Source organism: Streptomyces sp. NPDC002853 (assembly GCF_053591915.1).
Genome location: NZ_JBSFUS010000001.1, coordinates 489,508 through 513,546, shown reverse-complemented (window position 1 = coordinate 513,546; position 24,039 = coordinate 489,508). Strand labels below are relative to the sequence as shown.

Below are 24,039 nucleotides of genomic sequence, written 5' to 3'. Positions count from 1 at the left end.
GGCTCCGGCGCTCTACTCTGATCACTGCTCGTAGGTTACTCGCAAGTTAAACAAGACCCTCGCACGTTGAACAAGACCAGCAGCCGCCAGCCAGTCGCCGCATAGTCGCGGGTCCGGAGGATGTCGTGAGCGACACACAGACCTTGATCGAGAACCGTCCGCCGTCCGTGGCCCAACTCTTCCTGGAGCGCGTGGCGGCCACGCCCGACGCGGAGGCCTACCGCTACCCGGTGCCTGCCGCCTCCGGCGAGGGCCCCGACGACTGGAAGTCGCTGAGCTGGGGACAGGCCGCCGAGCGCGTGTACGCCATCGCGGCCGGCCTGATCGAGCTCGGGCTCGCGCCCGAGGACCGGGTGGCGCTCGCCTCGTCCACGCGGGTCGAGTGGATCCTCGCCGACCTCGGCATCCTCTGCGCGGGCGCGGCCACCACCACGGTGTATCCGCAGACCAACGCCGAGGAGTCCACCTACATCCTGGCCGACTCCGACAGCCGGGTCCTGATCGCCGAGAACGCCGAGCAGCTCGCCAAGGCGCGCGAGAAGCGGGCCGAGCTGCCCGACCTGCGGCACGTCGTGGTGATCGACGCCGAGGGCGCGGGGCCCGCCGAAGGCGACCCCGACGGCTGGGTGCTCACCCTCGCCGACCTGGAGGCACGCGGGGCCGCCCATCTGGAGAAGAACCCCGAGGCGGTCAAGGAGCGGATCGCCGCGATCACCAAGGACCAGCTCGCCACGATCATCTACACCTCCGGCACCACCGGCCGCCCCAAGGGCGTGCGCCTGCCGCAGGACAACTGGTCGTACATGGCCAAGGCCATCGCGGCGACCGGACTGCTCGGACCGGACGACGTGCAGTACCTGTGGCTGCCGCTCGCGCACGTCTTCGGCAAGGTGCTGACCTCCGGCCAGATCGAGCTCGGGCACGTCACCGCCGTCGACGGCCGCGTCGACAAGATCATCGAGAACCTGCCGGTGGTGCAGCCGACGTACATGGCCGCAGTGCCGCGCATCTTCGAGAAGGTCTACAACGGGGTCGCGGCCAAGGCGCGGGCCGGCGGCGGCGCCAAGTACAAGATCTTCCTGTGGGCCGCCGAGGTCTCCCGCGAGTACGCGAAGGTCAGCCAGGACAACTTCCGCAGGACCGGCAACGCGTCGGTGCCCTTCGGGCTGCGCGCCAAGCACAAGGCCGCCGACGCGCTCGTCTACTCCAAGCTGCGCGAGGCCTTCGGCGGACAGCTGCGCGCCGCCGTCTCCGGGTCGGCCGCGCTCGCCCCCGAGATCGGCTACTTCTTCGCCGGCGCGGGCATCCACATCCTGGAGGGCTACGGCCTGACGGAGTCCTCGGCCGCCTCCTTCGTCAACCCCGGCGAGGCCTACCGCACCGGCACCGTCGGCAAGCCGCTGCCCGGCACCGAGGTCCGGATCGCGGACGACGGCGAGATCCTGCTGCGCGGCCCCGGCATCATGGAGGGCTACCACGGCCTCGCCGAGAAGACGGCCGAGGTCCTTGAGTCCGACGGGTGGTTCCACACCGGTGACATCGGCGAGCTGTCCGCCGACGGCTATCTGAAGATCACCGACCGCAAGAAGGACCTCATCAAGACCTCGGGCGGCAAGTACATCGCGCCCGCCGAGGTCGAGGGCCAGTTCAAGGCGGTCTGCCCGTACGTCTCCAACATCCTGGTGCACGGCGCCGACAAGAACTTCTGCACCGCTCTGATCGCGCTCGACGAGCCGTCGATCCTGGCCTGGGCCAAGGACAACGGTCTTGACGGCAAGAGCTACGCCGACGTGGTCGCCGCCCCGGCGACGATCGCACTGGTCGAGGGCTACGTGAAGGAGCTCAACGAAGGCCTCCAGCGCTGGCAGACCGTCAAGAAGTTCAAGCTGCTGCCCCGCGACCTGGACATCGAGCACGGCGAGCTGACGCCCAGCCTGAAGCTGAAGCGCCCGGTCGTCGAGCGCGAGTACCAGCACCTGATCGACGAGATGTACACGGGTTCGCGCGAGGCCTGAGCCCCGCTTCCCGTACGCGGGTGGGGTGGTGCCCGACGCATGCGTCAGCCGCCGCCCCGCCCGCGCCGCATCTCCTTCACCAGCTCCTCCATGTGCGTCACGTGGTGGCGCAGTTCGAGGATGTCCCCCAGGCTGCTGGCCGCCATGTGCGTCTCGATGGCCGAGAGGCGGGCCGCGAGCTCGTCGAACTGCTGCTGTTCGCGGGCCAGGATCTTCTCCAACTGCTGGTTCTTGCGGTGCAGTTCGAGGAAGACGGTGACCTTGGCCCGCAGCACCCAGGGGTCGAACGGCTTGGTGAGGTAGTCCGCGGCACCCGTCGCGTAGCCCCGGAAGGCATAGCCCGCGTCGTTGTCGGTGCCCGTCAGGAAGATGATGGGCACGTCCTTGGTCTGGTCGAGCCGTTTGATGTTCGACGCGGTCTCGAAGCCGTCCATCCCCGGCATGCGTACGTCGAGGAGGATCACGGCGAAACGTTGGCGCAGGAGGGCCTTCATCGCCTCCTCGCCAGAACGGGCGCGTACCAGTGGTTCGTTGAGTGACCCCAGGACGGCTTCGAGCGCCATCAGGTTGTCCTCCATGTCATCGACAAGGAGGATGCTCGCGCGGTTGTCGGTCAGGACCTCTGTGCTCATGGTGACGGTGCCTCACTCGATCGTCGGCGGAACAGCGGCCTCCCCATGAGCGCCTGCCGGTTCCGCTGCGACGGTCGTATCTGTGGTGGTGGGGGTGTCCGGCTCTGCCCTGTCCGCGCTCTCGGGTGCCAGAAGCGCGCAGGCGACGGTGAGCAGCTGGTCCACGTCCACCGGCTTGGGTACATAGTCGTTGGCGCCCTGCTCGATGGCCTTCTCGCGGTCGCCGGGCATCGCCTTGGCGGTCAGCGCGATGATGGGAAGGCCGGTCCAGCGCGGGGTGCGGCGAATCGCGGCGATGGTCTCGTAGCCGTCCATCTCCGGCATCATGATGTCCATCAGGATGAGGTCGGTGTCGGGGTTGCGCTCCAGGGTCTCGATGCCTTCGCGGCCGTTCTCCGCGTAGAGAACGGGCATGCCGACGCGGCTCAGCACATGGGTGAGCGCGAAGACGTTGCGGATGTCGTCGTCCACGATCAGGACGCGGCGCCCGCGCAGTATGCGGCCCGCGGGGCCCTCGCGGTACTCCTCCAGCTTGGTCGGCGTCGGCCAGCTGTCGTTCTGTTCGTGGAAGGTGTGCGGGGACATGGTGACCCGCTCCTCCTGCGGCTCCGGCGTGGTCAACGACCTGGTCGCCGCGTACGCCGCCGCCGCCGGGCCGTGGCCGGGGTGCACCACGGGGACGTAGAGCGAGAAGGTGGAGCCCTGCCCCGGGCTGCTCTCCGCGGTGATGCGACCGCCCAGGAGCCCGGCGATCTCGCGGCTGATGGAGAGGCCGAGGCCGGTGCCGCCGTACTTGCGGTTGGTGGTGCCGTCCGCCTGCTGGAACGCCTCGAAGATGGCCGGGAGCTGATCGGCGGGAATGCCGATGCCGGTGTCCGTGACCGCGAAGCAGAGGCGGTCGCCGCCGTCGTGGAGCCGCCGCTCGCCGGTGTTCTTGACGCGGCTGACGCGCAGCTCGACCCGGCCGCTCGCGGTGAACTTGACCGCGTTCGACAGGAGGTTGCGCAGGATCTGCTGGAGCCGCTGCTCGTCGGAGAACATCTCGCGCGGCACGTCCTCGCCGACCGACACCTCGAAGGCGAGACCGCGGTCCAGGGTGAGCGGGCGGAACGTCGCGTGGACGTAGTCGAGGACCTTGATGAGGGGGAGCTTCTTGGGGCGGACGTCCATCCGGCCCGCCTCGATCTTCGACAGATCCAGGATGTCGTTGATGAGCTGGAGGAGGTCCGAGCCCGAGCGGTGGATCGTGGTCGCGAACTGCACCTCCTGGTCGGAGAGATGGCTGTCGGGGTTGTCGGAGAGCAGCCGGGCCAGGATGAGCAGGGAGTTCAGCGGCGTGCGCAACTCGTGCGACATGTTCGCGAGGAACTCCGACTTGTACTGCGACGACGTGGCGAGGAGCGCCGCCTTCTCCTCCAGTTCGGCGTTCGAGCGCTGCAACTCCGCCTGCTGGAGCTGAAGTTCGTCCGATCGGTCCTGGAGCTGCGTGGCGAGCCGCTGGGACTCGCTGAGCAGCGACTCCGTACGGGAGTTGGCGATGATGGTGTTGATCGCGACGCCGATGGTGCTCACGAACTGGTCGAAGAACGCCAGGTGCACGTCCGAGAAGCGAGAGAACGTGGCCAGCTCGATGACGCCGAGCAGCTTGTCCTCGAAGAGGATGGGGATGATCACCAGGCTGGCCGGGGCGGCGTCCCCGAGCCCCGAAGTGATCTTGATGTAGTCGGGCGGTACCTCGTCCACGAGGATGCGCTTCTTCTCCAGGGCCGCCTGCCGCACCAGGCCGTGCGCGGGCATCGCGCCCGTGTCGACGACCGAGCCCTGCGCGGAGCCGTACCCGGCGATGAAGGCGAGGCCCTTGACCGGGGGAGTCTGCAGCGTCGTGGCGTCCCCGGCCTCCGGATCGGCCAGGAAGAAGGCGCCGTACTGCGCGTTCACCAGCGGGGTCAGCTCGCGCAGGATCAGGTCCGCGACCTCCATCAGGTCACGGTGGCCCTGCATCAGGCCCGCGAGACGGGCCAGGTTCGACTCCAGCCAGTCCTTGGCGCGGGTGGTCTCGCGGAGGTTGGAGACCATGACGTTGATGTTGTTCTTGAGCTCGGAGACCTCGCCGCGGGTCTCCACGGTGATGGACCGGGTCATGTCGCCCTGCGCCACGGCCGACGCGACCTCGGCGATCGCGCGGACCTGGGTGGTGAGGTTCAGGGCGAGTTCGTTCACGTTCGTCGTCAGGCGCTTCCACGTGCCGTAGACGCCCTCGACCCGGGCCTGGCCGCCCAGTTGGCCCTCGGAGCCGACCTCGCGGGCCACCCGGGTGACCTCCGAGGAGAACGAGGACAGCGTGTCCACCATGGTGTTGATGGTGGTCTTCAGCTCCAGGATCTCGCCGCGCGCGTCCACGTCGATCTTCTTGGAGAGGTCGCCCTGGGCCACCGCCGTCGCGACCTGCGCGATGTTGCGGACCTGGCCGGTGAGGTTGTCGGCCATGTAGTTGACGTTGTCCGTGAGGTCCTTCCACACGCCCGATACGCCGAGCACCTGGGCCCGCCCGCCGAGCCGGCCGTCCGTGCCGACCTCGCGGGCGACGCGGGTCACCTCGTCCGCGAAGGCACGCAGCTGCTCCACCATCGTGTTGACGGTGTCCTTCAGCTCCAGGATCTCGCCGCGAGCCGTCACCGTGATCATCTTGGACAGGTCGCCGTTGGCGACGGCCGTGGTGACCTGGGCGATGTTCCGCACCTGGGAGGTGAGGTTCAGCGCCATGAAGTTGACGTTGTCCGTGAGGTCCTTCCAGACGCCGGACACGCCGCGCACCTGGGCCTGTCCGCCCAGGTTTCCTTCGGTGCCGACCTCGCGGGCCACGCGCGTGACCTCGTCGGCGAACGCGGAGAGCTGGTCGACCATCGTGTTGATGGTCGACTTCAGTTCGAGGATCTCGCCCTTCGCCTCGACCGTGATCTTCTTGCCGAGGTCTCCCTGGGCGACGGCCGTCGACACCAGGGCGATGTTCCGCACCTGGGAGGTGAGGTTGTCGGCCATGAAGTTGACGTTGTCGGTGAGGTCCTTCCAGACCCCGGACACGCCGCGCACCTGAGCACGACCGCCCAGGTTGCCCTCCGTGCCGACCTCGCGGGCCACACGCGTGACCTCGTCGGCGAACGCGGAGAGCTGGTCGACCATCGTGTTGACCGTCGACTTCAGCTCCAGGATCTCGCCCCGGGCGTCGACGGTGATCTTCTGGCTCAGGTCGCCGTTGGCGACCGCCGTGGTGACCTGCGCGATGTTCCGCACCTGAGAGGTGAGGTTGGACGCCATGAAGTTGACGTTGTCCGTGAGGTCCTTCCAGACCCCCGAGACACCACGGGCCTGCGCCCGGCCGCCCAACTGACCCTCGGTGCCGACCTCGCGGGCCACGCGGGTCACCTCGGCCGCGAACGCGGAGAGCTGCTCCACCATCGTGTTGACGGTCAGCTTCAGTTCGAGCAGCTCGCCCGTCGCCTCGACCGTGACCGTCCGCGTCAGGTCACCCTGCGCCACCGCCGTCGTCACCAGGGCGATGTCACGCACCTGGGCGGTGAGCCGGGCGGCCATCGTGTTGACGGCCTCCGTCACGTCACGCCAACTGCCCGAAAGGCCCCGCACCTTGGCGCGCCCGCCGAGCCGCCCCTCCGTGCCGACCTCACGGGCGACCCGGGTGACCTCGCCCGTGAAGAGTGACAGCTGGTCGACCATCGTGTTCACCGCGCGGCCGAGCCGTCGCAGGTCTCCCCGCAGTTCACGGGAGCCGTCGTGCAGATCCACGCGCTGGGTGAGGTCACCGCCCGCGACCGCGTTCAGGACGCGCGTCGCGTTGGCCGCCGGGGCGACCAGGGAGTCGAGCAGGGAGTTGGCGTCCGCCACGCGCGTGGCCCAGCTGCCCTGCCCCGGACTCGCGGTGAACCGCTCGTCCAGGTGGCCGTGCCGGATGATCTCCCGGCGCACGCGCGTGAGTTCGCTGTCGAAGTGCAGGGAACGGTCGAGCATCTCGTTGAACACCGTGTGCAGCTCGGCGACCACGCCGTGGCCACCCACCGTGACCTTGGTGAAGTCCCCGTCGCGCGCCGACCGCATGGCGGCCAGGAGGTTACGCAGATCGGACGCCGCTTCCGGGGCGGTTTCCGAGATGTTTTCTACTGCCGTGTCCGGATCGCTCCCGGTGCGCGGCTGAGGTGTCGAGGCTGGTTTCGGCGCCGGAATCCGACCGTAACCGAGCGCGGGCATAGCACTGTTATCACTCATAGCGGCCCACTTCAGTAACTCGGTGCTTATGGGCGTGGCCAGTCTGTCACTCTGTCCGTGTCGCCTGAGGCGTATTCGACCGAACTGCTCAGGAGCCGAAACGTGGGGTCCATTCCGATGCAACGGGAGAACACTTTCCGTGCGTCCGCCCAGCCGGGGCACCAGCCCGGCCCGCCGGCGGTGGTGTGCACGTCGCTGCCCGGAAACCCGATGGCGCCCGCCGCCGCACGAAGGTTTGTGCGGGCCGCACTCGCCGACTGGGTGGAGCTCTCCGTGCCCGCCGCCGCGGGCGTCACCGACCGCCTCGTGGACGACGCCGTGCTGCTGGTCAGCGAGCTCGTCACGAACGCCGTCGTGCACGCGGGCACGACGGTCGAGCTGGTGTGCAGGCTCGACGAGGCGGGCCTGGGGGAGAACTGCGACACCCTGGTCATCGAGGTCTCCGACCACCACCCCGCCCGCGCGGTCCGCAGCGAACCCCCGCCCCAGCAGCCCGGCATGCCGGAGTACGGCCGCGGCCTCCAGCTCGTCGCCACCCTCGCCGACTCCTGGGGCATCACCTACCGCACCGGCACGAAGGCCGTCTGGGCCCGCCTCCCCGTCGGCGGCGTACAGGCGGCAGGCCAGGAGATCGAGTCGTACGCGAGTGAACAGGCGGCACAGCGGGGTCTGCGCACCGCCGAGATCCTCGCGCCGCTGCCCCGACGGATCACGCACGACACGGAGTGGGTCAACCGCGGCGCGCTCACCTTCCTCGCCGAGGCCTCCGATCTGCTCGCCGGGCAGTTCGACGAGGACCTGGTGGCCGCGCTCGCCGGGCAGCTGCTCGTGCCGCGGCTCGCGGACTGGTGCGCGGTCTGGCTCGACGACGAGGCGGAGGTCGCGCAGCGCGGCTCCGCGAGCGGGAGCACGGGCTCCCGGCTCGCCCGCGTCTGGCACACCAGCGAACAGCGGATAGAGGAACTGCGCCGCAGCCTGGAGAAGGACCCGCCCCAGCTGCCCGACACGGTGGGCTCCGGCGCCGTCCCCGTGCCCTGGCCCATCGAGGCGTCGGCGGGAGAGGCGAACGGCACGGCCCTGGCGTACCGCCTCACGGCGGGCGGCCGGGTGCTGGGCACGCTCGTCATCGGGCGGGCCGGGATGATGCGTTTCGCGGACGAAGTCACCGGCCTCATCGAGGACTTCAGCCGCCGCGTCGCCCTGGCCATCAGCGCGGCGCGGCGCTATCAGCGCCAGGCCACCATCAGCCAGGTCCTGCAGCGCGGACTCCTGCCGAGCTCCGTCGCCGACATCCCCGGCGTGAGCAGCGGTGTCGTGTACGAGCCGCGGGACAAGGGCGGGCCGGGCGGCGACTTCTACGACGTGTTCCAGGCGGGCAAGGGCCGCTGGTGCTTCGCGCTCGGCGACGTGCAGGGCAAGGGCGTCGAGGCGGCCGTCGTGATCGGCCTCGCCCGGCCCTGGCTGCGGCTGCTCGCCCGCGAGGGGTACGAGGTCGCGGAGGTGCTCGACCGTCTCAACCAGCTCCTCCTCGACGACGCGACCGAGGCGGCGGACGCGGCCGCGGCGGTGGTCGCCGTGGCGGGCGGCCAGGGCGTGCCGCCCGACGGGGCCACCTCCCGCTTCCTCTCCCTGCTCTACGGCGAGCTGGTGCCCATGGACGACGGCGGCGTCCGCTGCACGGTGGCCAGCGCGGGGCACCCCCTGCCGCTCCTCCTCTCCCCGGACGGAAACGTCCAGGTGGCGGCCACGCCCCAACTGCTGCTCGGGGTCGTCGACGACGCGACGTACAAGAGCGAGACCTTCGAGCTGCGCACGGGGGACACGCTCCTCTGCGTCACGGACGGGGTGACGGAGCGGCGTACGGGACAGCGGATGTTCGACGACAGCGACGGCCTCGCGGCGGCCCTCGCGAGCTGCGCGGGCCTCGACGCGGGCCTGGTGGCGGAACGGATCAAGCGCATGGTCCACGAATTCTCGGAGCGGCCGCCGGACGATGATCTGGCGGTGCTCGTGCTGCAGGCGCAGTGACTCGTGCCACAGGCGCGGTGATGTGGGGGTGAGACGCCGTAGCGGCGTCGGTCTTCTCCGGGGTGCGGGACAATCGGGGTATGCCTTCCGCACTGCCCGATGGTGAGCCCATGCCCGAGGACGGGGCCCTGCCCGCGTCCGCCCTCGCGGGTGCGGGGACGCGTCCGCTCGGTTTCTACCTGCACGTCCCGTACTGCGCCACGCGCTGCGGGTACTGCGACTTCAACACGTACACCGCGACCGAGCTGCGCGGCTCCGGCGGTGTGCTCGCCTCGCGCGACAACTACGCGGACACCCTGATCGACGAGGTGCGGCTCGCGCGCAAGACCCTGGGTGACGACCCGCGTCCGGTACAGACCGTCTTCGTCGGGGGCGGTACGCCGACGCTGCTCGCCGCGGGCGATCTGGTCCGCATGCTGGGGGCCGTGCGCGAGGAGTTCGGCCTCGCGGACGACGCGGAGATCACGACGGAGGCGAACCCGGAGTCCGTCGATCCGGCGTACCTGAGCGAGCTGCGGGCGGGGGGCTTCAACCGCGTCTCCTTCGGGATGCAGAGCGCCAAGCAGCACGTACTGAAGGTGCTCGACCGTACGCACACCCCCGGCCGGCCCGAGGCCTGCGTGGCCGAGGCGCGTGCGGCGGGCTTCGAGCACGTCAACCTGGACCTGATCTACGGCACTCCGGGCGAGACCGACGACGACTGGCGGGCCACGCTGGACGCGGCCATCGGCGCCGGGCCCGACCACGTCAGCGCGTACGCCCTGATCGTCGAGGAAGGCACGCAGCTGGCGCGGCGGATCCGGCGCGGTGAGGTGCCCATGACCGACGACGACGTGCACGCGGACCGGTACCTGATCGCCGACGAGGTCCTCGGGGGCGCCGGCTTCTCCTGGTACGAGGTGTCCAACTGGGCCACGTCCGATGCCGGGCGCTGCCTGCACAACGAGTTGTACTGGCGTGGGGCCGACTGGTGGGGGGCCGGGCCGGGGGCCCACAGCCACGTGGGGGGCGTGCGGTGGTGGAACGTCAAGCATCCGGGGGCTTATGCGGGTGCGCTTGCCGCTGGGCGCTCACCTGGGGCCGGGCGGGAGATTCTCGCCGCCGAGGACCGGCGGGTGGAGCGGATTCTGCTGGAGCTGCGGCTGCTCGAGGGGTGCCCGTTGTCTCTCCTGCGCCCCGCCGGCCTCGCGGCCGCGGGACGGGCCCTCACGGACGGCCTCCTCGAGGCGGGGCCGTACGAGGAGGGGCGGGCCGTGCTGACCCTGCGGGGGCGGTTGCTGGCGGACGCCGTCGTGCGGGACCTGGTGGACTGAAGTGGGCTGAGGTCCGTGCGGCCCCTGCGGGGCTTCCCCCAACCCCACCCCACCCCACCCCTCCCCGAACCCGGGGCTCCGCCCCGAACCCCGGTCCTCAAACGCCGGACGGGCTGGAGAAGGGCTCGGGTGGGCGGGCTGCGGGGTGATCGGGTGGGTGGGAGAGTTCTGAGCTGCAGGGGGCTGTGGCGAGGGCCGGGGCCCGGGTGGGCAGGGCCGCGGGGTGATCGGGCGGGTGGGTGGGGAAGATCCGCCGCGCAGCGGCGGTGTAGTGCGCCGTGCAGCGGTGGTGCAGGGCGAGGGGAGCACGGCCCGCGAGGCTAGTTATCCGGGGCCGTGACGAAGTCGATCAGCTCCTCCACGCGACCCAGCAGCGCCGGCTCAAGATCCCGGTAGCTGCGGACCGAGCCCAGGATCCGCTGCCACGCGGCACCCGTGTTGGGGGGCCAGCCCAGCGCCTCGCAGACGCCCGTCTTCCAGTCCTGTCCCCGAGGCACCCGGGGCCAGGCCGCGATCCCCACCGACGACGGCTTCACCGCCTCCCACACGTCGATGTAGGGGTGCCCCACCACCAGGGCCGAAGGGGAACTCACCTGCGCCGCGATCCGTGATTCCTTCGAGCCGGGCACCAAGTGGTCCACCAGGACGCCCAGGCGCGCGTCGGGCCCGGGGGAGAACTCCTCGACGATCCCCGGGAGGTCGTCGATGCCCTCCAGGTACTCGACGACCACACCCTCGATCCGCAGGTCGTCGCCCCACACCCGCTCGACCAGCTCCGCGTCGTGCCGCCCCTCGACGTAGATCCGCCCGGCACGGGCGACCCGGGCCCGCGCCCCCGGCACGGCCACCGAACCCGACGCGGTACGCGTAGGACGTACGGGAGTGGAGGCAGCGGAAGAGGGGCGGACGAGAGTGACCCGCCGGCCCTCCAGGGCGAAGGCCCCCGGCGTCATGGGAAAGACGCGGTGCTTGCCGAAGCGGTCCTCCAGGGTCACCGTCGGACCCTCCGCCGTCTTCTCGCAGCGGATCACCGCCCCGCAGAACCCGGTGCTCAGCTCCTCCACCACGAGGTCCGCCTCCGCGGCGACCTCCGGCACGGGCTTCGGCTTCTTCCACGGCGGAGTGAGGTCTGCGGAGTACTGGCGCATTCGCATGACGATAAGAGAAGCGGCGTACGAGCGGCTACGACACGCCGAAGCGAGCCGCCAGTGTGGCGCGTTGCGCGCGGACAAATGCCGCATCGACCACCGCCCCGTGCCCCGGCACGTACAACGCGTCCTCGCCGCCCAGGTCCAGCAGCCGGTCGAGCGCGGCCGGCCACCGCGACGGGACCGCGTCAGGACCGGCCTGCGGTTCGCCCGACTCCTCGACCAGGTCGCCGCAGAAGACGATCTCGGGGGTGTCGCCCGTGCCGGGGACCAGGACCGCCAGGTCGTGGCCCGTGTGCCCCGGGCCGACGTTCGCGAGCAGGACCTGTGCCCCGCCGCCCAGGTCGAGCGTCCACTCCCCGCACACGGAGTGGCGCGGGCGGACGAGCAGGTCGGCGGCCTCCGCCGCGGCGTCCGGGGCGACCCCCTGCCGCACGGCGTCGTCGCGCAGCTCGTCGCGTCCCCTCGCGAGCAGCGCGTCGAGGCCGACCGCGCCGTACACCTCCACGCCCGCGAACGCAGCGGCGCCCAGGACGTGGTCGAAGTGCGGATGCGTCAGGGCGAGATGGGTGACCCGGCGGCCCCCGCCGAGGATGCCGCGCGCCTGGGTCCGCAGCTCCGCACCCTCGCGCAGGGTCGCGCCCGCCTCGATCATCAGCGCCGACTCCCCGCCGACGACCAGGCCCGCCGTACAGTCCCAGACCGGCAGGCGCCTGCGTCCCACGTGCGGCGCGAGCCGTTCCCAACCCGCCTCGTCCCAAGCCAGTGCCACGTCCATGGAGCCGACGCTAGTCCCGCGCGGGCGGCTTGGCAGCCGTCACTTCGGCCGTCGGACCGACATAGGGTCCGGCCCTTGCCGGGCCCGTACCTCGCAGCCGTACACTGGGCGCGGTGCAGGCTGGCACTCACCTGCGGGGAGTGCCAGGCAGGACCGCGGGGCAGACAGGTCTCAGGGCGAAAAGGTGGAGGTGTTGCGCGGATGCTCAGTGAACGCAGGCTCGAGGTGCTGCGCGCCATCGTCCATGACTACGTCGGCACCGAGGAGCCCGTCGGCTCCAAGGCGCTCACCGAGCGGCACAGCCTCGGCGTCTCTCCGGCCACCGTCCGAAACGACATGGCGGCACTGGAGGAGGAAGGGTTCATCGCCCAGCCTCATACGAGTGCGGGGCGCATCCCGACGGACAAGGGGTACCGCCTCTTCGTCGACAAGCTCACCGCCGTCAAGCCGATGGCGGCGCCGGAGCGCAGGGCCATCCAGAACTTCCTCGACGGCGCCGTCGACCTCGACGACGTCGTGGCGCGCACGGTGCGGCTGCTCGCGCAGCTGACCCGGCAGGTCGCGGTCGTGCAGTATCCGTCCCTCACACGGTCGACGGTGCGGCACGTGGAGCTGCTCTCGCTGGCCCCCGCCCGCCTGATGCTCGTACTGATCACGGACACGGGCCGGGTCGAGCAGCGCATGATCGACTGTCCCGCCCCGTTCGGCGAGACCTCGCTCGCGGACCTGCGGGCGCGGCTCAACAGCAGGGTCGCGGGGCGTCGCTTCGCGGACGTGCCGCAGTTGGTGCAGGACATGACGGAGTCCTTCGACGCGGAGGACCGCGGCACGGTGGCGACGGTGCTCTCCACCCTCCTCGAAACCCTTGTCGAGGAGACCGAGGAGCGGCTGATGATCGGCGGAACGGCCAATCTCACCCGCTTCGGACATGACTTTCCCCTCACCATCAGGCCCGTCCTGGAGGCTCTTGAGGAGCAGGTCGTCCTGCTCAAGTTGCTTGGCGAGGCCACGGATTCGGGCATGACCGTACGGATCGGTCACGAGAACGCCCATGAGGGACTCAGCTCTACGTCCGTGGTCTCCGTCGGCTACGGTTCGGGCAGCGAGGCAGTAGCCAAACTCGGCGTGGTCGGCCCGACCCGCATGGACTATCCGGGAACGATGGGAGCAGTACGCGCAGTGGCACGTTACGTCGGACAGATCCTGGCGGAGTCGTAAGTGGCCACGGACTACTACGCCGTACTAGGCGTGCGCCGCGACGCTTCCCAGGACGAGATCAAGAAGGCCTTCCGGAGGCTTGCGCGAGAGCTTCACCCGGATGTGAATCCGGACCCGAAGACTCAGGAGCGCTTCAAGGAGATCAACGCCGCGTACGAGGTGTTGTCGGACCCGCAGAAGAAGCAGGTCTACGACCTCGGCGGTGACCCGCTGTCCCAGGCGGGCGGCGGCGGTGGCGCGGGCGGTTTCGGGGCCGGTGGCTTCGGCAACTTCTCGGACATCATGGACGCGTTCTTCGGGACGGCGTCGCAGCGTGGCCCCCGGTCGCGCACGCGCCGCGGCCAGGACGCCATGATCCGGCTCGAGATCGACCTGGACGAGGCGGCCTTCGGGACCACCAAGGACATACAGGTCGACACGGCGGTCGTCTGTACGACCTGCAGCGGTGAAGGTGCCGCGCCGGGAACGTCCGCCCAGACGTGTGACATGTGCCGCGGTCGCGGCGAGGTGTCGCAGGTCACGCGGTCCTTCCTCGGCCAGGTCATGACGTCGCGGCCGTGCCCGCAGTGTCAGGGCTTCGGCACGGTCGTGCCCACCCCCTGCCCGGAGTGCGCCGGCGACGGCCGCATCCGGTCGCGGCGGACGCTCACCGTGAAGATCCCCGCCGGTGTCGACAACGGCACGCGGATCCAGCTCGCGGGCGAGGGCGAGGTCGGCCCCGGCGGCGGCCCCGCCGGCGACCTGTACGTGGAGATCCACGAGCTGCCGCACGCCGTGTTCCAGCGGCGCGGGGACGACCTGCACTGCACGGTCACCATTCCGATGACCGCAGCGGCTCTGGGAACCAAGGTGCCCCTGGAGACGCTGGACGGCCTGGAAGAGGTCGACATCCGGCCGGGCACGCAGTCCGGCCAGTCGGTGCCGCTGCACGGCAGGGGCATCACGCACCTGCGGGGCGGCGGCCGTGGTGACCTCATCGTGCACGTCGAGGTCCTCACGCCGAGCAAGCTGGACGCGGAGCAGGAGCGGGTCCTGCGGGAGCTCGCGCAGCTGCGCGGCGAGGAGCGGCCCACGGGGCAGTTCCAGCCGGGGCAGCAGGGCTTGTTCTCTCGCCTGAAGGACGCGTTCAACGGGCGGTAGCGCCTGAAGCGGTTCTCTTTGTGCCCCCGGTCGCGGATACCGCGCCGGGGGCACTTCGCCGTCTTCGCCCGCAGGTTGTGTGTGGTTGCTCGCGCCCCGCGGCGGAGCCGCACATGTCACAGCCCCGCGCCCCCTATGGGGCGCTCGCAGGCCCCGCGCGAGCGCGATTCGGCGCCCCGGCCAGGGCATGGCACGATGCGTTCATGCCCACCGCACTGACCGATCTCTGCCGCCTTCCGATCGTGCAGGCCCCCATGGCGGGCGGCGCCTCGTGCCCCCAGCTCGCCGCGGCCGTCTCCGAGGCCGGGGGGCTCGGATATCTCGCCGCCGGATACAAAACCGCCGACGGGATGTACCAGGAGATCAAACAGCTGCGGGGGCTCACGAGCCGGCCGTTCGGCGTGAACCTGTTCATGCCGCAGCCCGAGTACGCCGACGCCGCCGCCGTCGACGTCTACCGCAACCAGCTCGCCGGCGAGGCCGCCTGGTACGAGACGCAGCTCGGCGACCCGGACAGCGGCCGCGACGACGGCTACGACGCCAAGCTCGCCATCCTCGTCGAGGACCCGGTGCCGCTGGTGTCGTTCACCTTCGGCTGCCCCACCCGCGACGTCTTCGACGCCTTCGCGCGGGTCGGCACGATCACCGTCGCCACCGTCACCTCGCCCGAAGAGGCGCAGACCGCCCAGTGGTCGGGCGCCGACGCCGTGTGCGTCCAGGGCATCGAGGCGGGCGGCCACCAGGGCACGCACCGCGACAACCCCGAGACGGACGGCGCCGGGCTCGGCCTCCTCTCGCTCATCGCGCAGGTGCGCGACACCGTGCAGATCCCGGTCGTCGCGGCCGGCGGCCTGATGCGCGGCTCACAGATCGCCGCGGTGCTCGCGGCCGGCGCGGACGCCGCGCAGCTCGGCACGGCCTTCCTGGTCTGCCCCGAGTCGGGCGCGAACGCCCTGCACAAGCAGGCCATGACCAACCCGCTGTTCACCCGGACCGAACTGACCCGGGCCTTCTCGGGGCGCCCCGCGCGCGGCCTCGTCAACCGCTTCATGCGGGAGCACGGGCCCTACGCCCCCGCCGCGTACCCCCAGGTCCACCACCTCACCAGCGGCCTGCGCAAGGCCGCGGCCAAGGCCGGTGACGCGCAGGGCATGGCGCTGTGGGCGGGACAGGGGCACCGCATGGCGCGGGAGCTTCCCGCCGGGCAGCTCGTGGAGGTCCTCGCGGCCGAACTGGCCGAGTCGAAGGCCGCGTTGGCGGCCGGAGGGCAGCAGGGGACCCAGCCCGGGAGCCAGGCGTGACCGCGCCCGTCTTCGTCGTCGAGACCTTCGGGAACGCTGCCGGACGCCACGTACTCGATGGTCCCGAAGGACGCCACGCCGTCTCCGTGAAGCGGCTGCACGCCGGTGAGGACGTCGTCCTGACCGACGGGGCCGGGCGCTGGGCCGACTGCGTGGTCGAGGACACCGAGGGCAAGGACCGGCTGATCCTGCGGATGGGCTCCGTACGGGAAGAGGCCCCCCAGGAACCCCGCATCACCGTCGTACAGGCACTGCCCAAGGGCGACCGCGGTGAACTCGCCGTCGAGACCATGACGGAGACCGGCGTCGACGCGATCGTGCCCTGGTCCGCGTCGCGCTGCATCACGCAGTGGAAGGGCGAGCGCGGGCTCAAGGCCCTCGGCAAGTGGCGTGCCACGGCGCGCGAGGCAGGCAAGCAGTCGCGCCGGGTGCGCTTCCCCGAGGTGGCGGACGCCATGTCGACCAAGCAGGTGGCGGCGCTGCTCGCCGCCGCCGACCTGGCCGCGGTCCTGCACGAGGAGGGCAGCGAACCGCTGGCCACGGCCGATCTCCCGGCGGCGGGGCACATCGTCCTCGTGGTCGGCCCCGAGGGCGGCGTGTCACCGGACGAGCTCGCGGCCTTCGCGGACGCGGGGGCGAAGCCGTACCGCCTGGGGCGCAGCGTGCTGCGTACGTCGACCGCGGGGACGGCGGCGGCCGCGCTGCTCCTGGGACGCACCGGCCGCTGGTCCTGAACTTCCGCGCCGGGCGAGGAAGACGCCGTGGAACATCCTCGGCCGCAAGCCGCAGTCACCGACCGGAACTTGGTGGAGATGCGGGAGTGGCTGCTGCCGCGCGGCTGAGCGTGCCCTCCAGCAGGGGCCAGCCGTCCAGCTCGCGCGGCGATCCGGCGTCGTGGCCCGGCAGCAGTGCGCGTGCCGTCGCCTCGTCGACGAGCAGCCGGACGGTTCCGGGCTCGTAGAGGTTGAGCCACTTCCGGTCGTCGTCCGCTGTCGTGCCGACGAGCGAGCCATGCTCCCAGTGGCCCTCGGAGATGATGTGCCCGGGTCCCGCCCGGAAGACGAACGCCGTGCGCGACCGGCTGCCCTCGCGGTAGAGGGACAGCACGTGCCGGCAGCCGGGACCGCCGAGACCTGCGGCGCTGTCGTGGCGGTGCCGGAACGACCACAGGTAGACGGTGTGGTCATCGACGACCAGGCGCCGGAGTCTGCGGTCGTTTCTCATGCGGGGAGGCTATGTGCGGGAGCCGGTGCCAGGCGTGTTCTTTTCCGGGCCCCATGTCCCTTGGCTCCCTCGGGACCGGACGCAAAGGGGACTGTCGTCAAACGGCTCGCAGTGGCACCCTGCCGCCTATGGGGGCATTGAGGCGCTTACGTGATCATTCGGTGGCGGTACGCGGACGGCGCGGGCGGGTGCTGTACGCCGTCGCGTTCGCGGGGGCGGCGGTGGTCGGGGCCGCCGCGTGCGATCCGGTGGCCGGCGGCATGAACACCGCGGCCATCGCGATCACCACGGACGAGATGGCGACCAAGGAGCTGGAGCGGCAGCGTCTCGACGTGCTGTGGATCAGCTGCACCGCCCGCTACAAGTCCAGGGTCACACCGTCGAGCGGATCCCCGGACCGGGACGCCGTCGCCACCGTCGACTGCCAGGGCCAGGCCAAGACCGGCAAGGGCTCGGACGACACCAGCGACATCACCGTCAAGGGCTCGGTGCGGTCCGTCGTCGACGGCCACTGCGTACGCGGCAACCTCACCGCCAAGGTCGACGGTGTGGTCATCGACGACCAGGCGCCGGAGTCTGCGGTCGTTTCTCATGCGGGGAGGCTATGTGCGGGAGCCGGTGCCAGGCGTGTTCTTTTCCGGGCCCCATGTCCCTTGGCTCCCTCGGGACCGGACGCAAAGGGGACTGTCGTCAAACGGCTCGCAGTGGCACCCTGCCGCCTATGGGGGCATTGAGGCGCTTACGTGATCATTCGGTGGCGGTACGCGGACGGCGCGGGCGGGTGCTGTACGCCGTCGCGTTCGCGGGGGCGGCGGTGGTCGGGGCCGCCGCGTGCGATCCGGTGGCCGGCGGCATGAACACCGCGGCCATCGCGATCACCACGGACGAGATGGCGACCAAGGAGCTGGAGCGGCAGCGTCTCGACGTGCTGTGGATCAGCTGCACCGCCCGCTACAAGTCCAGGGTCACACCGTCGAGCGGATCCCCGGACCGGGACGCCGTCGCCACCGTCGACTGCCAGGGCCAGGCCAAGACCGGCAAGGGCTCGGACGACACCAGCGACATCACCGTCAAGGGCTCGGTGCGGTCCGTCGTCGACGGCCACTGCGTACGCGGCAACCTCACCGCCAAGGTCGACGGCAAGGTGTGGTTCCGGGTGGACGTGCTCGGCGACTGCGCCGGAGGCGACGAACCGGAGCAGCCGGAGGACCCGGGCCAGTCGGACCAGCCGGATCAGCCGGATCAGCCGGATGAGCCCGACCAGCCGCCCGCGGCGACCGTCACGGTGACCGTCACGCCCCATCCGTCCTGCTCGTGCATCAGGGGCAAGTGATCCAAAACCCTGTCCGGCTCCGCCGACGCTGCCTAGGCTGGCTGAGTGACACTGACTGGGCACTCTGCGTATCTCCGGTTTCCCCATCTGCGCGGCGAGTTGGCCGCCTTCACCGCCGAGGACGACGTCTGGGTCGCGCCTCTCGACGGCGGCCGGGCGTGGCGCGTCAGCGCCGACAACATGCCGGTGAACCACCCCCGCATCTCCCGGGACGGGACGACCGTCGCCTGGACGTCCACGCGGGACGGCTCCCCGGAGGTGCATGTCGCCCCGGTCGACGGCGGGCCGTCCAAGCGCCTCACGTACTGGGGCAGTGCACGCACCTCGGTGCGCGGCTGGACCCCGGACGGCCGGGTCCTCGCGGTCAGCACGTCCGGCCAGGCCTCGCTGCGCCGCAGCTGGGCGCGGGCCGTCCCGCTGGACGGCGGGCCCGCGGACACGCTGCCGTACGGACTCGTGGGAGACGTCGCGTACGGCCCGCGGGACGGTCAAGTCCTGCTGCTCTCCGCGCCGATGGGACGCGAGGCCGCCTGGTGGAAGCGCTACCGCGGCGGCACGGCGGGCAAGCTCTGGATCCGGCGCGGGGACACCGGCGCGGACGCGGACGGCGGCGAGACCAGCTTCGTACGCGTCCACGAAGAACTCGACGGGAACATCGAGTACCCCCTGTGGGTGGGCGAGCGCATCGCCTTCCTCTCCGACCACGAGGGCGTCGGCGCCGTCTACTCCTCGCTGCCCGACGGCTCCGACCTGCGCAGGCACACCGGCGACGGCGGAGGCTTCTACGCCCGGCACGCCGCGACCGACGGCACCCGCGTCGTGTACGCGTCGGCGGGTGAACTCTGGCTCCTGGACGACCTGATGGACGCCGAGCCGCGCCGCGTGGACGTCCGTCTCGGCGGCCAGCGCACCGACCTCCAGCCGCACCCCGTGAGCGCGTCACGCTGGTTCGGCGCGGCCTCTCCCGACCACACGGGACGGGGCAGCGCCGTCTCCGTGCGCGGCGGCGTGCACTGGGTGACGCACCGCGAGGGGCCCGCCCGCGCGCTCGCCGCCGAGCACGGGGTGCGCGCACGGCTGCCGCGCACGTTCCGTGTCGACGGCGAGGAACACGTGGTCTGGGTGACGGACGCGGAGGGCGACGACGCGCTCCAGTTCGCGCCGGCCACCGGCCTCGCGCCCGGTGCCACCCCGCGCAGGATCGCCGCGGGGCAACTGGGCCGGGTGCTCGGGCTCGCCGTGGCCCCCGACGGCAGCCGGGCCGCCGTCGCCGCGCACGACGGCAGGGTGCTGCTGGTCGAGCGGGAGAGCGGTGAGGTGCGTGAGGTCGACCGCGGGGAGCACGGGGACGCCACCGGGCTCGTCTTCTCGCCGGACTCGGCCTGGCTCGCGTGGTCGCATCCGGGGCCGAGTCCGCTGCGCCAGCTGAAGCTGGCGAACACGGCCGATCTCTCGGTGTCCGAGGCGACGCCGCTGCGGTTCCGTGACTACGCGCCCGCGTTCACCCTCGACGGGAAGCACCTGGCGTTCCTGTCCGCGCGGGCCTTCGACCCCGTCTACGACGAGCACGTCTTCGACCTCGCCTTCGTAGGCGGATCGCGGCCCCACCTCATCACGCTGGCCGCCACCACGCCCTCGCCCTTCGGGCCGCAGCGGCACGGGCGGCCATTCGAGGCGCCCGACAAGGACGAGACCCCGGACAGCGAGGGTTCGCCCGTCACCCGCATCGACCTCGACGGTCTCGCCGACCGCATCGTGCCGTTCCCCGTCGAGGCCGCCCGGTACTCGACGCTGCGGGCCGCCAAGGACGGCGTCCTGTGGCTGCGGCACCCCGTGCGGGGCGTCCTCGGCGCGTCCCGGGCCACCCCGTCCGACCCCGACCCGCGGACCGAGCTCGAACGCTACGACCTCGTACAGCAGCGCATCGAGGAACTGGCGTCGGACGCCGACCACTTCGCCGTCAGCGGGGACGGCAAGCGGGTGCTGCTGTGGGCCGACGGGAAGCTGAAGGTCGTGCCGAGCGACCGGCGTGCCTCCGGCGACGAGAGCTCCGACTCGAACATCACCGTCGACCTGACACGGGTCCGGCAGACCGTCGATCCGGCCGCCGAATGGCGCCAGATGTACGACGAGGCCGGCCGCCTCATGCGGGACAACTTCTGGCGGCCCGACCTGGGCGGGATCGACTGGGACGGCGTGCTCGACCGGTACCGTCCGGTGCTCGACCGGGTGGCCACGCACGACGACCTCGTGGACCTCCTGTGGGAGGTGGCCGGGGAGCTCGGCACCTCGCACGCGTACGTCATGGGGGGCGGGTCCAGGGGGAGTTCGGCGGCACGTCAGGGGCTGCTCGGCGCGGACATCTCGCGGGGCGCGGACGGGGCATGGCGCATCGACCGCGTCCTGCCCTCCGAGACCTCTGATCCCTCCGCCCGGTCGCCGCTCGCCGCGCCCGGAGTCGCGGTGCGTGCCGGGGACGCCTTGCTGGCCGTCGCGGGACGGCCGGTCGATCCGGTGGTGGGCCCCGGGCCGCTCCTGGTGGGCACGGCGGGGAAGCCGGTGGAGCTGACGGTGTCGCCCGCGGGCGGGGGTGACCCGCGGCACGCGGTGGTGATCCCCGTCGACGACGAGGAGCCGCTGCGGTACCACGCCTGGGTCGTGGACCGGCGTGCGTACGTCCACGAGCGGTCGGGCGGGCGGCTCGGATATCTCCACGTGCCGGACATGCAGGCTCCCGGCTGGGCGCAGATCCACCGGGACCTGCGGGTGGAGGTGGCCAGGGACGGTCTCGTGGTGGACGTACGGGAGAACCGCGGCGGGCACACCTCCCAGCTGGTGGTGGAGAAGCTGGCCCGCAAGATCGTGGGCTGGGACCTGCCGCGGGGTTCGCGGCCCCTCAGTTATCCGGCGGACGCGCCGCGGGGGCCCGTCGTCGCCGTCGCCAATGAATTCTCCGGCTCCGACGGGGACATCGTGAACGCGGCGATCAAGGCGCTGGGGATCGGGCCCGTGGTGGGGACGCGGACGTGGGGCGGCGTCATCGGCATCGACAGCCGCTACCGGCTGGTGGACGGGACGCTGGTGACCCAGCCGAAGTACGCGTTCTGGCTGGAGGGTTATGGCTGGGGCGTCGAGAACTACGGGGTCGACCCGGACGTGGAGGTGGTGGCGACCCCGGAGGATCACGCCGCGGGACGCGACCCGCAACTGGACGAGGCGATCCGCCTGGCACTGGCCTCCCTGGAGACGACACCGCCCAAGACGGCACCGGAGCTGCCGGGGGTCTGAGGCCGCCGGATAGCATGCGCAAGGACCAGTGAAGAGCGAGGACCGGAGGCACCACATGGCGGGAGAACCGCAGGCCGACTGCCTGTTCTGCAAGATCGTCGCGGGGGACGTGCCCGCGACCCTCGTCAGGGAGACGGACACGACCGTGGCCTTCCGGGACATCAACCCGCAGGCCCCCAGCCACGTACTGATCATCCCCAAGGCGCACTACGCGGACGCCGCCGCCCTCGCCGCAGCCGAACCCACCATCGCCGCCGACGTCCTGCGCGAGGCCGGCGAGGTCGCCGCCGAGGAGAAGGCGGAGAGCTACCGCATCGTCTTCAACACCGGCACCGGCGCGGGCCAGACCGTCTTCCACGCGCACGCCCACGTCCTCGGCGGACGCGGCCTGCAGTGGCCTCCGGGATAAGCCCCCTTGTCCGTACGTGAACTGGTGGTCCTCGGCACCGCGAGCCAGGTCCCCACCCGGCACCGCAACCACAACGGGTACGTCCTGCTCTGGGACGGGCAGGGCATCCTCTTCGACCCCGGCGAGGGCACGCAGCGCCAGATGCTGCGTGCCGGGGTCGCCGCGCACGACCTGCACCGGATCTGCGTCACCCATTTCCACGGTGACCATTCGCTGGGCCTGCCCGGGGTCATCCAGCGCATCAACCTGGACCGCGTCCCGCACGACGTGACGGTGCACTTCCCGCGCTCCGGGCAGCACTTCTTCGACCGGCTTCGGTACGCGACCGCCTACCGCGAGACCGTCTCCCTCGTCCAGGAGCCCGTGTCGGACGACGGGCCGCTGGCCGTCACCCCCTCCTTCACGCTCGACGCCGTCAAGCTCTCGCACCCCGTCGAGTCCTTCGGCTACCGCATCACCGAGCCCGACGGCCGGCGGATACTCCCGGAGCTGCTCGCCGCGCGCGGCATCGCGGGGCCCGACGTGGGCCGCCTGCAGCGGGAGGGCTCGCTGCGGGGCGTCACGCTCGACGAGGTGAGCGCGGTTCGGCGGGGGCAGAAGTTCGCCTTCGTGATGGACACCCGCCTCTGCGACGGCGTCCACGCGCTCGCCGACGGCTGCGACATGCTCGTCATCGAGTCCACCTTCCTGGACGAGGACGAGCAACTCGCCCTGGACCACGGGCACTTGACCGTGGGTCAGGCGGCCCGGGTCGCCGTCGACTCCGGCGTCCGGCATCTCGTGCTGACCCATTTCAGTCAGCGCTACCCCGACCCCGGCGTCTTCGAGCAGCAGGCCCGGGACGCGGGATTCGGCGGTGAACTCACCGTCGCCAAAGACCTGCTGCGTGTACCTCTGCCCAAACGAACCACCTGAGTGAGCCGCCGCCATGCCCCTTCCCAAAGCCGAACTCCACCTCCACATCGAGGGGACGCTCGAACCCGAGCTCGCTTTCGCCCTCGCCGCCCGCAACGGCGTGACGCTCCCGTACGCGGACACCGAAGAGCTCCGCAAGGCCTACCTCTTCGATGATCTGCAGTCCTTCCTGAACCTCTACTACGGCCTGATGACCGTCCTGCGCACCGAGGCGGACTTCGAGGAGCTCGCGGACGCCTACCTGGCGCGAGCGGCCCGGCAGGGCGTGCGGCACGCGGAGATCTTCTTCGACCCGCAGGCGCACATGGCGCGCGGCGTCGGCATCGGAACGGTGATCGAAGGGCTCGGGCGCGCCCTCGACCGCAGCGTCGAGCGGCACGGGATCTCGACCAAGCTCATCATGTGCTTCCTGCGCGACGAGTCCGCCGAGTCCGCCCTGGAGACACTGGAGGCCGCCAGGCCCCACCTGCACCGCATCATCGGCGTCGGACTCGACTCCGCCGAGGTCGGCCACCCGCCCGCCAAGTTCCGCGAGGTGTACGAGGCGGCCGCCGCGCTGGGGCTGCGCCGCGTCGCGCACGCCGGTGAGGAGGGGCCGCCCGCGTACATCACGGAGGCCCTGGACGTCCTTGGCGTCGAGCGCGTCGACCACGGGCTGCGCTGCATGGAGGACCCGCAGCTGGTGAAGCGGCTCGTGAGCGAGCGGGTGCCGCTCACCCTCTGCCCGCTGTCCAACGTCAGGCTGCGCGCCATCGACGTACTCGAACAGCACCCCCTCGCGCGGATGATGGACGCCGGGCTGCTGTGCACCGTGAACTCCGACGACCCGGCGTACTTCGGCGGCTATGTCGACGACACCTTCCACGCCGTACGCGAAGCCCTCGGTCTCGACCAGGAGCGGCTGCGTGAGCTCGCGCGCAACTCGTTCGAGGCGTCCTTCCTCGACGGGAGCGCGCAGGACGAGGAGCTGCGGGCGCGGTACCTCGCCGAGGTCGCGGAATATTCCTTCGACTGATCGC

General features: G+C 71.2%; 18 protein-coding genes. 13 read left to right on the top strand and 5 right to left on the bottom strand.

The features are described 5' to 3' along the window. Positions 1–125: 125 nt before the first annotated feature. Positions 126–2,015, top strand: a complete 1,890-nt coding sequence (locus ACWD02_RS02305; RefSeq protein ID WP_451203576.1) for an AMP-dependent synthetase/ligase — start codon at positions 126–128, stop codon at positions 2,013–2,015. A gap of 44 nt (positions 2,016–2,059) precedes the next feature. Here the strand turns inward: ACWD02_RS02305 and ACWD02_RS02300 are convergent, their stop codons facing one another. Both ACWD02_RS02300 and ACWD02_RS02295 read right to left on the bottom strand, forming a co-directional pair. Continuing rightward, on the bottom strand, positions 2,060–2,647 hold the full coding sequence (locus ACWD02_RS02300; RefSeq protein WP_365817067.1) for a response regulator: 588 nt from the start codon (positions 2,645–2,647) through the stop codon (positions 2,060–2,062). Positions 2,648–2,659: 12 nt separating this feature from the next. Beyond that, positions 2,660–6,757 carry a HAMP domain-containing protein gene (locus tag ACWD02_RS02295; protein ID WP_451203573.1) on the bottom strand — a complete coding sequence of 1,366 codons (4,098 nt, stop codon included), beginning with the start codon at positions 6,755–6,757 and terminating at the stop codon, positions 2,660–2,662. 270 nt (positions 6,758–7,027) lie between these two features. Here ACWD02_RS02295 and ACWD02_RS02290 point away from each other — a divergent pair, with 270 nt between their 5' ends. Continuing rightward, positions 7,028–8,953: a SpoIIE family protein phosphatase gene (locus ACWD02_RS02290; protein WP_451203571.1), complete on the top strand. Its 1,926-nt coding sequence runs from the start codon at positions 7,028–7,030 to the stop codon at positions 8,951–8,953. A gap of 80 nt (positions 8,954–9,033) precedes the next feature. Continuing rightward, on the top strand, positions 9,034–10,266 hold the full coding sequence (hemW, locus tag ACWD02_RS02285; RefSeq protein WP_451203568.1) for a radical SAM family heme chaperone HemW: 1,233 nt from the start codon (positions 9,034–9,036) through the stop codon (positions 10,264–10,266). Positions 10,267–10,586: 320 nt separating this feature from the next. Here the strand turns inward: hemW and ACWD02_RS02280 are convergent, their stop codons facing one another. Further along, positions 10,587–11,414: a DUF3097 domain-containing protein gene (locus ACWD02_RS02280; RefSeq protein ID WP_451203566.1), complete on the bottom strand. Its 828-nt coding sequence runs from the start codon at positions 11,412–11,414 to the stop codon at positions 10,587–10,589. A gap of 34 nt (positions 11,415–11,448) precedes the next feature. Continuing rightward, positions 11,449–12,192: an MBL fold metallo-hydrolase gene (locus ACWD02_RS02275; protein WP_451203564.1), complete on the bottom strand. Its 744-nt coding sequence runs from the start codon at positions 12,190–12,192 to the stop codon at positions 11,449–11,451. A gap of 201 nt (positions 12,193–12,393) precedes the next feature. Between ACWD02_RS02275 and hrcA the strand changes: the two genes are divergently transcribed. From hrcA to ACWD02_RS02255, 4 genes are all read left to right on the top strand, one after another. Further along, positions 12,394–13,410, top strand: coding sequence for a heat-inducible transcriptional repressor HrcA (hrcA, locus tag ACWD02_RS02270; protein WP_451203563.1), 1,017 nt, complete (start codon positions 12,394–12,396; stop codon positions 13,408–13,410). Beyond that, on the top strand, positions 13,411–14,550 hold the full coding sequence (gene dnaJ, locus ACWD02_RS02265) for a molecular chaperone DnaJ (RefSeq protein ID WP_451203561.1): 1,140 nt from the start codon (positions 13,411–13,413) through the stop codon (positions 14,548–14,550). It abuts the gene before it with no gap. A gap of 203 nt (positions 14,551–14,753) precedes the next feature. Next, positions 14,754–15,851 carry a nitronate monooxygenase gene (locus ACWD02_RS02260; protein WP_451203559.1) on the top strand — a complete coding sequence of 366 codons (1,098 nt, stop codon included), beginning with the start codon at positions 14,754–14,756 and terminating at the stop codon, positions 15,849–15,851. Then, a complete protein-coding gene (locus tag ACWD02_RS02255; RefSeq protein WP_451203557.1) occupies positions 15,848–16,585 on the top strand; it encodes a 16S rRNA (uracil(1498)-N(3))-methyltransferase in 738 nt (245 codons plus the stop codon). Before ACWD02_RS02260 ends, ACWD02_RS02255 begins: the two co-directional genes overlap by 4 nt. Before the next feature lie 55 nt (positions 16,586–16,640). On the opposite strand, the gene ACWD02_RS02250 is transcribed toward ACWD02_RS02255, so the two are convergent. Beyond that, entirely contained in the window at positions 16,641–17,075 is a 435-nt protein-coding gene (locus ACWD02_RS02250; RefSeq protein ID WP_451203555.1) for a hypothetical protein, read from the bottom strand. Between the two features lie 161 nt (positions 17,076–17,236). On the opposite strand from ACWD02_RS02250, the gene ACWD02_RS02245 reads away from it, so the two are divergent. The 6 genes from ACWD02_RS02245 to ACWD02_RS02220 are packed head-to-tail and all read left to right on the top strand — an operon-like array spanning position 17,237 to position 24,035. Further along, positions 17,237–17,809, top strand: coding sequence for a hypothetical protein (locus tag ACWD02_RS02245; protein WP_451203553.1), 573 nt, complete (start codon positions 17,237–17,239; stop codon positions 17,807–17,809). Positions 17,810–17,829: 20 nt separating this feature from the next. After that, positions 17,830–18,408, top strand: a complete 579-nt coding sequence (locus ACWD02_RS02240; RefSeq protein WP_451203551.1) for a hypothetical protein — start codon at positions 17,830–17,832, stop codon at positions 18,406–18,408. A 51-nt stretch (positions 18,409–18,459) separates the two neighbouring features. Continuing rightward, complete coding sequence (locus ACWD02_RS02235) at positions 18,460–21,696, top strand: S41 family peptidase (protein WP_451204363.1); 3,237 nt, start codon at positions 18,460–18,462, stop codon at positions 21,694–21,696. Positions 21,697–21,751: 55 nt separating this feature from the next. After that, on the top strand, positions 21,752–22,105 hold the full coding sequence (locus tag ACWD02_RS02230) for a histidine triad nucleotide-binding protein (RefSeq protein ID WP_451203549.1): 354 nt from the start codon (positions 21,752–21,754) through the stop codon (positions 22,103–22,105). A gap of 6 nt (positions 22,106–22,111) precedes the next feature. Continuing rightward, on the top strand, positions 22,112–23,020 hold the full coding sequence (locus tag ACWD02_RS02225; RefSeq protein ID WP_451203547.1) for a ribonuclease Z: 909 nt from the start codon (positions 22,112–22,114) through the stop codon (positions 23,018–23,020). A gap of 13 nt (positions 23,021–23,033) precedes the next feature. After that, complete coding sequence (locus ACWD02_RS02220) at positions 23,034–24,035, top strand: adenosine deaminase (RefSeq protein ID WP_451203545.1); 1,002 nt, start codon at positions 23,034–23,036, stop codon at positions 24,033–24,035. Positions 24,036–24,039 lie beyond the last annotated feature (4 nt).